13 protein-coding genes and 1 pseudogene are annotated in these 10,487 nt (G+C 45.4%); 6 read left to right on the plus strand and 8 right to left on the minus strand.

What is annotated here, in order from left to right; all coding sequences use genetic code 11:
- Positions 1-146: 146 nt before the first annotated feature.
- Both QUA24_RS22255 and cobA read left to right on the plus strand, forming a co-directional pair.
- The gene (locus tag QUA24_RS22255) at positions 147-881 is read left to right on the plus strand and encodes a sirohydrochlorin chelatase (protein ID WP_333232162.1); all 735 of its coding nucleotides are present in this window, start codon (positions 147-149) and stop codon (positions 879-881) included.
- Entirely contained in the window at positions 878-1,687 is an 810-nt protein-coding gene (cobA, locus tag QUA24_RS22260) for a uroporphyrinogen-III C-methyltransferase (RefSeq protein ID WP_333232152.1), read from the plus strand. The genes QUA24_RS22255 and cobA overlap by 4 nt, the downstream gene beginning before the upstream one ends.
- 293 nt (positions 1,688-1,980) lie before the next feature.
- On the opposite strand, the gene QUA24_RS22265 is transcribed toward cobA, so the two are convergent.
- The 7 genes from QUA24_RS22265 to QUA24_RS22295 all read right to left on the minus strand — a co-directional run bounded on the left by QUA24_RS22265 (position 1,981) and on the right by QUA24_RS22295 (position 6,839).
- Positions 1,981-4,233, minus strand: a complete 2,253-nt coding sequence (locus QUA24_RS22265) for a transglycosylase domain-containing protein (protein WP_333232154.1) — start codon at positions 4,231-4,233, stop codon at positions 1,981-1,983.
- Between the two features lie 483 nt (positions 4,234-4,716).
- Positions 4,717-4,839 (minus strand): photosystem II reaction center protein J, encoded by a 123-nt coding sequence (locus QUA24_RS22270; RefSeq protein ID WP_006635506.1) that lies wholly within the window; start codon positions 4,837-4,839, stop codon positions 4,717-4,719.
- A gap of 69 nt (positions 4,840-4,908) precedes the next feature.
- Positions 4,909-5,031: a photosystem II reaction center protein L gene (locus tag QUA24_RS22275; RefSeq protein WP_015176850.1), complete on the minus strand. Its 123-nt coding sequence runs from the start codon at positions 5,029-5,031 to the stop codon at positions 4,909-4,911.
- A 9-nt stretch (positions 5,032-5,040) separates the two neighbouring features.
- Complete coding sequence (gene psbF / locus QUA24_RS22280; protein WP_006635504.1) at positions 5,041-5,178, minus strand: cytochrome b559 subunit beta; 138 nt, start codon at positions 5,176-5,178, stop codon at positions 5,041-5,043.
- 20 nt (positions 5,179-5,198) lie between these two features.
- Positions 5,199-5,447 (minus strand): cytochrome b559 subunit alpha, encoded by a 249-nt coding sequence (gene psbE, locus QUA24_RS22285; protein ID WP_006635503.1) that lies wholly within the window; start codon positions 5,445-5,447, stop codon positions 5,199-5,201.
- Positions 5,448-5,503: 56 nt separating this feature from the next.
- A complete protein-coding gene (locus QUA24_RS22290) occupies positions 5,504-6,517 on the minus strand; it encodes a photosynthesis system II assembly factor Ycf48 (protein ID WP_333232156.1) in 1,014 nt (337 codons plus the stop codon).
- Positions 6,504-6,839: a rubredoxin gene (locus QUA24_RS22295; RefSeq protein WP_333070731.1), complete on the minus strand. Its 336-nt coding sequence runs from the start codon at positions 6,837-6,839 to the stop codon at positions 6,504-6,506. Before QUA24_RS22295 ends, QUA24_RS22290 begins: the two co-directional genes overlap by 14 nt.
- Positions 6,840-7,001: 162 nt before the next feature.
- On the opposite strand from QUA24_RS22295, the gene ndhC reads away from it, so the two are divergent.
- From ndhC to QUA24_RS22315, 4 genes are all read left to right on the plus strand, one after another.
- The gene (gene ndhC, locus QUA24_RS22300; RefSeq protein WP_006635500.1) at positions 7,002-7,364 is read left to right on the plus strand and encodes a photosynthetic/respiratory NAD(P)H-quinone oxidoreductase subunit C; all 363 of its coding nucleotides are present in this window, start codon (positions 7,002-7,004) and stop codon (positions 7,362-7,364) included.
- Positions 7,355-8,077, plus strand: a complete 723-nt coding sequence (gene ndhK, locus QUA24_RS22305) for a photosynthetic/respiratory NAD(P)H-quinone oxidoreductase subunit K (protein ID WP_333232158.1) — start codon at positions 7,355-7,357, stop codon at positions 8,075-8,077. Before ndhC ends, ndhK begins: the two co-directional genes overlap by 10 nt.
- Positions 8,070-8,573: an NAD(P)H-quinone oxidoreductase subunit J gene (locus tag QUA24_RS22310; protein ID WP_333207766.1), complete on the plus strand. Its 504-nt coding sequence runs from the start codon at positions 8,070-8,072 to the stop codon at positions 8,571-8,573. Before ndhK ends, QUA24_RS22310 begins: the two co-directional genes overlap by 8 nt.
- A gap of 149 nt (positions 8,574-8,722) precedes the next feature.
- Positions 8,723-10,108 (plus strand): hypothetical protein, encoded by a 1,386-nt coding sequence (locus QUA24_RS22315; RefSeq protein WP_333232160.1) that lies wholly within the window; start codon positions 8,723-8,725, stop codon positions 10,106-10,108.
- 91 nt (positions 10,109-10,199) lie between these two features.
- Here QUA24_RS22315 and QUA24_RS22320 read toward each other — a convergent pair.
- Positions 10,200-10,418 (minus strand): annotated as a pseudogene (locus QUA24_RS22320) (ISKra4-like element ISMae18 family transposase); the annotation flags it as partial.
- Positions 10,419-10,487 lie beyond the last annotated feature (69 nt).

The following is a 10,487-nucleotide window of genomic DNA, read 5'->3' on the forward strand; positions in this document are numbered from 1 at the left end:
CCAGCCGGGTACTTTGCTTTAGTTGTTAAAGGTACGTGAGTCGCAAGCTTCAGGTTGAGGGTTGAGTATTTTTCAAGTCACGCGCCCCACGGTGTTATAATTATTTTATATCCGGCTCGAACATTAACATCAAATCTATATTGAAATTGCGATCTACCTATTTATTAGTTTCTCACGGCAGCCGTGACCCCAGACCCCAACTAGCTTTGGAAAACCTAGGTCAACTGCTGTCTCAAACATTGGCTGACTCATTCCCCGCAGTCGCAACCGCCACCTTAGAACTCGGCCCCGCACCGCTGCACGAACAAATTTGCAGTTTTGGCGAACGTACCCTGTCCCTGGGACTGACAGAATTGCAAATACTGCCTGTATTTTTATTGCCGGGAGTTCACGTCGCCGAAGACATACCTGCAGAGGTGGAAATTGCCCAAAAAACTTTTGGTGACAAGCTAAAAATTGAATTGCGCCCGCATTTAGGTTCCCAGGAAGCAGGCTTAACAAAATTGGTGAAAAGTCAGATGGAAGAGGTTGCTTTTCTCCCCAATCTGCTATTGCCCAAATGGATTTTATTATCTCACGGCAGCCGTCGGCCCGGAGGTAACTCGACAGTTGAGGAAATCGCTAGCAAACTCGGTGCGCTGACAGCTTATTGGTCGGTAAAGCCGAGTTTGTCAGAGCAAATTGACAGTTTGGTTCGTGGTGGACAGCAGCAAATAGGGATTGTGCCATACTTCTTATTTAATGGAGGAATTACAGATGCGATCGCCAAAAATGTCGCACAGCTAAAGCAGCAATTTCCTGCGGCGGAACTTCATCTCGCAAATCCTCTAGGCGCAAGTGTACAATTAGCAGACTTAATTGGGAATTTAATTCAAAGATGAACCCCAGAGGCACAGAAGAGGTAAAGGAAGCAAGAAAGATGTCTTTAGGAAAAGTGTATTTAGTAGGTGCGGGGCCCGGAGATCCGGGGTTGATGACCTTGAAGGGAAAAGCTTTGTTAGAGTGTGCGGACGTGGTGATTTATGACGCTTTAGTCAGCCCTCAAATTTTGGCAGCAATCAACCCCCAAGCAGAACGAATTGATGCCGGAAAACGCAAAGGGCGTCACTCGTTAATGCAGGACGAAACAACTCAGTTAATGATAGAAAAAGCTGGAGATAATGCGATCGTAGTTCGTCTCAAAGGCGGTGATCCGTTTATCTTCGGCCGCGGTGGCGAAGAAATGGAAGAGTTGGTAAAAGCTGGAGTGTCAGTAGAAGTAGTCCCCGGCGTAACTTCTGGGATTGCGGCCCCTGCTTATGCGGGAATTCCTTTAACACATCGATCGTACAGTTCCTCTGTCACCTTTGTCACCGGTCACGAATCAGCGGGCAAATATCGACCGGAGGTAAATTGGCAGGCGATCGCCCGTGGCTCCGAAACCATTGTAGTATACATGGGAATCCACAATTTGCCTTACATTATCGGCCAGTTAACAGCAGCCGAATTGAGTGCAGAAACGCCCATAGCGTTAGTGCGCTGGGGAACGCGGCCGGAACAAGAAGAATTGATCGGGACTTTGGGTACAATTGTAGAGCAAGTTGAGGCAACTGAATTTGCAGCACCTGCGATCGCGGTCATCGGAAATGTTGTCAATTTGCACTCAATATTGTCTGGCTGTCGGCCAGTTTCTCAGACTCTAGAATAAGCGCAGAAATTGCCCCTAAATCCTCGTAGGGTGCGCCGGGCCGCGCACCTTACTGCTAAATCTTTTTTGGCGATTAGTTATGCTCGCCAACAACTTACAACCAACCACTAACTAATGACTAATGACTAATGACTAATGACTAATGACTAACTGACTAATGACTAATGACTAAGCTGTTCACCATTTAAATCTCAGAGGCTATCTAAGCAAGTATTGGGTTTCAGGCTCTGAAATACGCAGTTTAAATGCTAAACAGCTTAATGACTAATGACTAATGACTAATGACTAATGACTTAACGCGCCACCTGCCGCATATATTCCCCCCACAACTGAGCGGCATTTGAACTACCTCCCCCAGTCGGAGAATTATCATCATTTCCCAACCAAACTCCAGTCACCAGTTGCTGACTCGGAATATAACCGACAAACCACAAATCTCTATTATCATTAGTCGTACCTGTTTTTCCAGCTTCTCCCAACCCCAAAGCAGCACTGCTACCCGTACCTCCCCGCACAACACCTTGCAGCATATCAGTCATCGTATCCGCTACGGCTTCCGAAACTAACTGCCGATTGGCAATGCCATCTTTTTGATACTCATAAATCACCCGGCAACTCTTAAAATCATTTCGATCTTTGCAATCGCTGCTGTCAATAATTCGCTTAATTACGTGGGGGCGATTGCCCAAACCCCGATTTGCTAAAACCCCGAAAGCACCCGTTAATTGCAACACATTAACTTCACTTTCACCTAATACTAAACCTGGGTTAGAACGCAGTTCCGAAGTAATTCCCAAACGTCTTGCCATTCCCACTACATTGTCTAAACCGACATCTTGTGCAATTCTCAAAGCAACTGCATTTTCCGACTGTGCTAAACCCCGATACATATCAGCATTACCGCTGGTTCTTTCGCAGCCGCTGTAACTTTGTCCGCCCCAGGAAAGGGGAGCGCAAGAATAAGTTTTATCCGGTGATATTCCCCGTTCCAGGGCGGCTGCATAGGTAAAAATCTTAAATGTAGAACCAGGCTGTCTCAAAGCTTGAGTAGCCCGATTAAACTGACTTTTCAAGTAATCTACGCCCCCAACTAAAGCTAAGACTTCCCCGGTTGTACTGTTGAGAGTGACCACGGCTCCTTGAGAAAAACCTGCACTGGCTCCCGCATTTTCAACAGCATTTCTGAGGGAACTTTCCGCCAACTTTTGCAGACCGGGATTCAAACCTGTTTCTACAATAAAATTGCCTTCTCGCGCTAACTGCTCCCCCAGCAAAAACTCCAATTCGTCAAATACATAACTGTAGAAATAAGGAGCGATCGTACTTTGCAGATATTGGCGGGCTTTAGGATTGATCTCAATTCGCGATCGCCTTGCGCGATCGGCTTCTTCCTGAGAAACCGTCCCCAGTGCGCGCATCCGTTCGATCACTCGATCGCGATACTGCACCGCCAACTGATAATTTTGAATCGGATTAAAACTGTTGGGAGCAGGCAAAATCCCTGCCAAAGTTGCCGCCTCTGACAAAGTTAAATCCCTCGCCGACTTCCCAAAATAAAACCGAGCCGCATCCTCAAAACCGTAAAGATCAATCCCCAAAAACACCCGATTTAAATAAGTCAGCAACAGCTCATCTTTGCTGTAATAATTCTCCAGTTTCAACGCCACTACAGCTTCCCGCAACTTGCGTCCCGCCGAATCTTGAGTGCCCACATAATCTCGAAACAAACTCCTCGCTAACTGCTGCGTCACAGTGCTGCCGCCTTCGCGAATTCCTCCCCCGCGAACATTGGTCAAAAGCGCGCGCAAAACTCCGATCGGATCTACTCCCAAATGCCAATTGTAGCGACTGTCTTCCGAAGCAAGTACCGCCTTGGATAAATAAGGCGAAAAATCCTGTAATTGCTTTAATTCTAAGTGAGCGTTATTCTGAGGAGGACGCAGGGGAGTTTGCCCATCGCGGGCGTAAACAATCACGGGGCCATTGATACTTCTTGGCAGAGGCCGCACTTGAAACTTTGTCGATTCCATGCCTACCAACACGGCAATCACAGCGGTGATTCCACTGACGCTGTAAAAGCTGTAACGCACAAGTTGCAAATACCAAGGCGGCGGATATACAAACTGAATTCTGACAGCGGCGGCTAGTTCCGGCGGCCCTAAAGTGAACACGTCTCCGTGACGCAGGGACATACTTTTAACTCGCCTTTTGCCATTGTAAATGCCGTTTGTGGAGTCTTCATCTTTGATGACAAAAGGAGTCCGCCGCCGAGTATCGCGCGACAGGGATAAGTGGACGTGACTGACAACGGGATTACGAACTACTATATCTGAAGATTTGGACGATCGACCTAACAAATATCGATCGCCCAACAGCGGATAAACCTCAGCTTTAGCTGCACCGGCATCCTGTACCCACAATTCGGGTACTTTGGCATTAGGTTTCAGCGCTAGCTGGTTAAAATTAACCTTAGCAATAGTCTGGACTGCTTGGGTAATCGCACCCAAGACGGTTTGAGGTTTGCGGGGTGGCGGCGGTGGGGTCATATTTCGCTGTGCACTACGATCGAGCGATCGGCTCTTGCACCATTCTACTCGCAACTTTTGGCTAATTTCACGATCTGCTCACACTCTCTTAGCGATCGTCGGCTAATGGCGATCGATTTTGGGGTTATTGGTGAACCCGCAATGCCAGCAGTTGATTGAGAAAATCTCCACCCAACCACCAAAAATCTTCATCTGACAACGCCGGATTAAATTCTCATATCAACTCCGCTAGCATCGGAATTGTAAAATGCAATCAACAGTCAAGACTCAACTATCATTCAGTTTTTCGACCCCGAGTTAACAGTCAACAGTCAACAGTCAACAGTCAACAATAATTCCGGTGCCACCGGAACTTATATCATAAACTGGCCAAAAAATTCACACTATCGATAACAGTTATCCCCGATTAACCAACACAATTCGCATAATTAAAACCCCCCTTGAAAAAGGGGGGTTAAAAGCCGAAAATCAGCTTGATTCTCCTTACATCGAAGAACCCAAACCGGCATAAGCACCGTAGAAGAAAAGACTCACAATGCTGAGAACACCGAGGCCTGCAACAGTAGCTACCAGCCACAAAGGAATTCTGCCACTTTCACTAAACATAGCCATCACCTCACTAATTTACAGCTAAACAAATTCGATGGAACTATCGAAAGCAAACTCAGACACCAGTTAATTAAAGAAATAACTGGAAAACAAAATACCCAAAACAAAAATCAGCAACAAACCCAAATACAAAGAAGTCCGGTTTAACTCAACAGGCTGCTCGTTGGGATTAGGAACGCGCTCAGGCATTGTAAACTCCTATCGTTGAATAAATTGCATTGCTGCGATCGCGCCCAAAAAGAAAATTGTTGGGACACCTAAAGTATGAACTGCCAACCAGCGCACCGTAAAAATCGGATACGAAATTGGCTCATTGTTGGGGGTTCTACTCGTCATTTTTCCAAATCCTTGTTAAATTACTTGGCAATGAACTGATCTACTTGTTTCTTAGCTTCAAAGCGATCCGAAATAATCGGCACTTCTTCGCGCTGCGGTGTGAAATACTGGTTAGGGCGAGGAGTTCCGAAAGCATCGTAAGCCAAACCCGTTTGCACAAACAGCCATCCAGCAATAAACAAAGCCGGAATGGTGATGCTGTGAATTACCCAATAACGGATACTTGTAATAATGTCCCCAAACGGACGTTCTCCAGTTGTACCAGCCATTTAGAATCCTCCTTTCAACAACAAATTGACAGACAATCTCTATTACTATTCTACTATCAAGCAGCTTGCGCTGAACCTTGATATTTAAGTAAAGTACCGCTCGCGCCGATCACAAATCCGCGATCGGGGCCCATAAAGACAATCCTGTAAAAATTAGCGGGAACATCTTCAACTTCGCGGTCTTTTAGCCAAGTTTTTCCGCCGTCCAAACTGCACAGCAAATTGCCGCCGCCGCCGGCTACCCAAACTTCATTATCAGTCCGGTAAGCCATGTCGAGCAAACCCCAACTAGCCTTGCGATCGGGAAAAAACGGTTTTCCCCAACCTTCAGGATTGGACGGGTCGCTAAACTGAATCTGACCACCACGGGCGAGCATCCACAAACGCCCGTCCTTGGTAAAGCCCATATTTTGCAGGCGGCGCGAACTATTGCGGTTGTGAGGTTCCCAAGCTTCTTGTCCGGGTTTCCACACCGAGTAGAAATTTCCCTTCGAGGAAACCGCAACATACTGCCCGTCTTCAGAACGGTTGATATTGCGAACTACCCCAAAAGAATCCTGGACGACAGCTTTCCAATTTTTGCCGCCGTCAGAAGTCCGGTAAATCGCCCCAACATCGGTCGTCATCTCGGCGGAATTGGGGCCCAAAGCCGCGATCGTACTCGGAGAACCGGGCAACTGACTGCTCAAAGCAATCCGCGTCCAAGACTTGCCCTCATCGTTCGTGTGGAGCAAAACAGAAGGCTGGCCGACAATCCAGCCTTCTGAACCGGAAAAACTCACCGACGCAAAACGCGATCGAGGATCGTCGATATCCAGCGCTATAGGCTTCCAGCTAGTGCCACCGTCAATGGTTTCGAGCAGAGTCGCCTCAGAACCCACAACCCAGCCGTGCTGAGGATTGCCCGTAAAGGCAATATCCTGCAAATTAGCTTCCGTCGGCAAGGAAATCACTTGCCAGGGGTTGTAACTCACAGAACCGATGGTGCTGCAACTCGTACAGATGAGCGCAGCGGCCAATAACATTACAATTCGTTGCCAAAATCTCACAATCGTTTTACTGCAAACCATACATACTAAGTAACAACAAGAAACCAACGACCAAGCCGCCAAAAATCAGCAAACTTTTCTGACCTTCGGTCATGCCGTTGACACCGACACCGTAGCGCTGATTTGCCTTAAATCCCGATACCCCTTCCATCTGACCGAGATTTTGAAACACCGACTTGCGCGCCCCGCAAACGGGACAGACCCAAGTTTGGGGCAAATCTTCAAAAGCCGTGCCAGGGGCAATGTCATTTTTAGGATTCCCTTTTTTCGGATCGTAGACGTAGCCGCAGGCGCGGCACTCGTGCCGATCGAGGGTTTTGGTTTCAGTGGCTCGATCGCTCATAGCTCAAAAAGAGTAGGTAAGCTAATCTTAAAATATACATTAAAAATTATTGCAGAAGATGGAGGATTAATCTCAACTAACTCGTAATTTTAGCTACCCAAAATCTATATAATGTAACAGACAAGTTACAGAACCCTTTCACCTAGGCAGTAATTATTCACCGTGTTTGCACTCAGCGGCTACGAGTATTTCTTAGGCTTCCTGTTAATTTCCAGCCTAGTCCCTATCCTCGCCCTCACCGCGTCTAAGGTACTGCGCCCGAAAAGTCGTCCCTACGACCGACGCACTACCTACGAATCCGGCGTAGAGCCGATCGGCGGAGCTTGGATTCAGTTCAACATCAGATATTATATGTTCGCGCTAGTCTTCGTCATCTTCGACGTAGAGACCGTCTTCCTCTATCCTTGGGCGGTTGCTTTCAACCAGCTAGGACTGTTGGCTTTTATCGAAGCCTTGTTTTTTATCACGATCCTCGTTATTGCTCTTGTCTATGCATGGCGCAAAGGAGCCTTGGAATGGTCTTAAGTTCTGACAAATCACAAAAAGCGCTGATCAACCCTGTCGATCGCCCGGAAGTCACATCGCAACTCTCAGAGAACGTCATCCTGACAACAGTGGATGACCTCTACAATTGGGCGAGACTTTCGAGCCTGTGGCCGCTGCTTTTCGGCACAGCCTGCTGCTTCATCGAATTTGCAGCTTTGATCGGATCGCGCTTTGACTTCGACAGATTCGGTCTAGTACCGCGATCGAGCCCCCGACAAGCCGACTTGATCATCACCGCCGGCACAATTACCATGAAGTACGCCCCCATCTTGGTGCGGCTGTACGAACAAATGCCGGAACCCAAATACGTCATCGCGATGGGTGCTTGCACTATCACCGGCGGAATGTTCAGCATGGACTCCCCCACAGCAGTCAGAGGCGTTGACAAACTGATTCCTGTAGACGTGTACATCCCCGGCTGTCCCCCCCGCCCAGAAGCGATTATTGACGCAATTATCAAACTGCGGAAAAAGATCGCCAACGATTCCATGCAAGAACGGGCCAGATTGCTGCCAACCCACCGCTACTACACCAGACCCCACAAAATGAAAGTAGTAGACGACATTTTGGACGGCAAATACTTGTCTGTTCCAGGCCGGATAGCCCCGCCGAAGGAATTGACGGAAGCTATGGGAATGCCAGTACCGCCGGCCCTGCTTGCAGGACAAAAACAGGAGGTAAACCGTGGCTGAGACAGAATCTGCAATTGTTGAAGCCGGGAAGGTTTCCCAGTGGTTGACTCAAAATGGCTTTGAACACGAAGCTTTAGCGGCCGATAATTTGGGCGTGGAGATATTAAAGGTCGATCGCGACTTCTTAATTCCGATGTCAACAGCGCTGTATGCCTACGGGTTTAATTATATGCAGTGCCAGTGCGCCTACGACCAAGGCCCCGGAGAAGATTTAGTCAGCGTTTACCACTTGGCTAAACTCACAGACAACGCTTCGCACCCCGAAGAAGTCCGCGTCAAAGTATTCATCCCCCGCGAAGATCCCAGAGTGCCATCAGTCTACTGGATTTGGAAAGCTGCGGATTTTCAAGAGCGGGAATCCTACGATATGTACGGCATTGTCTACGAAGGACATCCGAATCTGAAACGGATTTTGATGAACGAAGATTGGGTGGGCTGGCCGTTGCGGAAAGATTACATTTCCCCTGATTTCTACGAATTGCAAGACGCTTATTAAGGGAGTTTTGCGAGGGCGGGTTTAGAGCATAAAATTTGACTTTTGGGGTTAAGTTTTATGCGAAACTCGCCCTCTGTTTTTTTTAACTGGTTCCTCAGCTCTGCCTGGGAACCGATGTCCAAAAACGCTATTTTCAAAAAAGTATTAGTATGGTTTACGAAACTGCTGGTTTAATAGCTTTACTAAGCATAGTAATAGTTTACCTGCAACTTCGCAGGGGTAAGAACAAACCAGAGGATAACAGGCCCGAAGCACAGACAGTTGAGCTTAGGCAAATAAACCAGCAGTTACAACAAGCAAATAACCTATTTACCGCCTTTATAGTTCAAATCCTGGCAATATTTAAGCAAACAGAGGCAGAACTCAAGGCAGCTACTACTGATAACAATTCTTTGAAGCAGACGGTTCAAAGCCTACAACAACAGTTAGCAAGCGTTGAGAGCGAAAGAGATGAAGTAAGGAAAATTTCAACAAATCTTCGTATTGAAAATATTTACTTTGAACAAAAAATTGAAGAACTAGAAGCTCATAAAAAAGTTCTTATTCAAGAATTGGGTGGTTCTCTCAGTAGTCAAGATATAGAGTTTATAACGTGGGAATTTTTAATCGAGAAAGTTAAAGAGGTTACTAGGCAGCTTAATGAAGTCATAGCCCAAAATCAATCACTCATTAAAACAAATACGGATTTACAGCAAGAAATAGACGTTCTGAGAAGAGAGTTAAATCAAGTTAAAGATAATAATACTAGATTGACACAAGATAATCTACAACTCCGAGCTAGCCAAAACTCTTTAGAGTCAGAAATAAGACGAGCACTAGACCGAATTCAACCTTTAGAGATAGATAATAACCAGCTAGAGCAAGAAAAAACACAATTAGAAAGAAAACTTTATGAGTTAAATTCATTAAACTCCAACTCATTAAACTCCAATTCACTTCAATTAGAAACAAAAGTTAAGCAACTAGAAGAGAAGGCCAGAGAGCTAGAAAAAGCCAAAATAAGTTTAGAGCTACAGCTTAAGGACGAGAAAAGTAGAGTTGCACTTCTTCAGCAAGAAATTGAGAGTTTGAGAATTACAACTCCGGATGAGGAAATTAATCGGCTGCTTGCAAAAATAGCTCAACAAGAGGATATCATAAAAGAGCTACGAGAAGAAATTGAGAGTTTGATAATTATAAATCCGGATAATGAGGGAATAAGTTTATTAGAAGATTATAATGATTTAAGTTTATTAGAAAATTATAATGATTTAGTTTATTTCGTTCAAACATCTTTAGGAACTTCAGGTATAGAGGAATTAGATGATTGGGGAAAAACAGAAGAGTTTTACATAGAACTTATCAGTAGACTTTGTTTTATCGATACGATACTCATAACTAAAATAAAATCCTTGGAATATAAATCCTATCCCGTTTATAAGGAATATATTGCTGCGAGTTTAGATATTAGCTTTAGCTATCCCGGTGATTTTTTGTTTTGGAGTAATGGCGAAATGTGGTGGGAACTAAGTTATTTCTTCAATAATAAGTTGTAATTAAGAGTTTATCAATCTAACCGATGAGTTCCAACAATAGCAAAAAAAACTAGAATACGGGGATTTTGAGAGGGAGCATCCCGCTTTTTAACTAAGCATAACTACTCATTTTAATCTCATTATTTAAATACGCACATCTTAGTCTTAAAATTTGAGGCACGTTTTTTTCTTTCCACTGTGCACCTACAATCTTAATTCTTGCTCCAATCTGTTTAATTAAAGACTCTACAGCTCCCGAACCAATATCAATACCCTGATTTTGATAATTCTGGTAATTTGGGATTCTTGACTGATGTTTTCGGAGATAAGTAGTTAGACAGAATTAATTACACAAATACATAGTAGAATGATATTCCAGGCAAAATTATGAGTTAATTAG

This window comes from Microcoleus sp. Pol12B5, from assembly GCF_036701335.1.
Taxonomy (GTDB): Bacteria; Cyanobacteriota; Cyanobacteriia; order Cyanobacteriales; family Microcoleaceae; genus Microcoleus.

Excerpts from the sequence above, each read along its gene's own strand:
- QUA24_RS22265 (WP_333232154.1), bottom strand. The coding sequence starts at position 4,233 with ATGACCCCACCGCCGCCACCCCGCAAACCTCAAACCGTCTTGGGTGCG.
- QUA24_RS22315 (WP_333232160.1), top strand. The coding sequence starts at position 8,723 with ATGGTTTACGAAACTGCTGGTTTAATAGCTTTACTAAGCATAGTAATA.
- psbE (WP_006635503.1), bottom strand. The coding sequence starts at position 5,447 with ATGGCTGGTACAACTGGAGAACGTCCGTTTGGGGACATTATTACAAGT.
- psbF (WP_006635504.1), bottom strand. The coding sequence starts at position 5,178 with ATGACGAGTAGAACCCCCAACAATGAGCCAATTTCGTATCCGATTTTT.
- QUA24_RS22275 (WP_015176850.1), bottom strand. The coding sequence starts at position 5,031 with ATGCCTGAGCGCGTTCCTAATCCCAACGAGCAGCCTGTTGAGTTAAAC.
- QUA24_RS22290 (WP_333232156.1), bottom strand. The coding sequence starts at position 6,517 with ATGGTTTGCAGTAAAACGATTGTGAGATTTTGGCAACGAATTGTAATG.
- ndhK (WP_333232158.1), top strand. The coding sequence starts at position 7,355 with ATGGTCTTAAGTTCTGACAAATCACAAAAAGCGCTGATCAACCCTGTC.
- cobA (WP_333232152.1), top strand. The coding sequence starts at position 878 with ATGAACCCCAGAGGCACAGAAGAGGTAAAGGAAGCAAGAAAGATGTCT.
- QUA24_RS22295 (WP_333070731.1), bottom strand. The coding sequence starts at position 6,839 with ATGAGCGATCGAGCCACTGAAACCAAAACCCTCGATCGGCACGAGTGC.
- QUA24_RS22270 (WP_006635506.1), bottom strand. The coding sequence starts at position 4,839 with ATGTTTAGTGAAAGTGGCAGAATTCCTTTGTGGCTGGTAGCTACTGTT.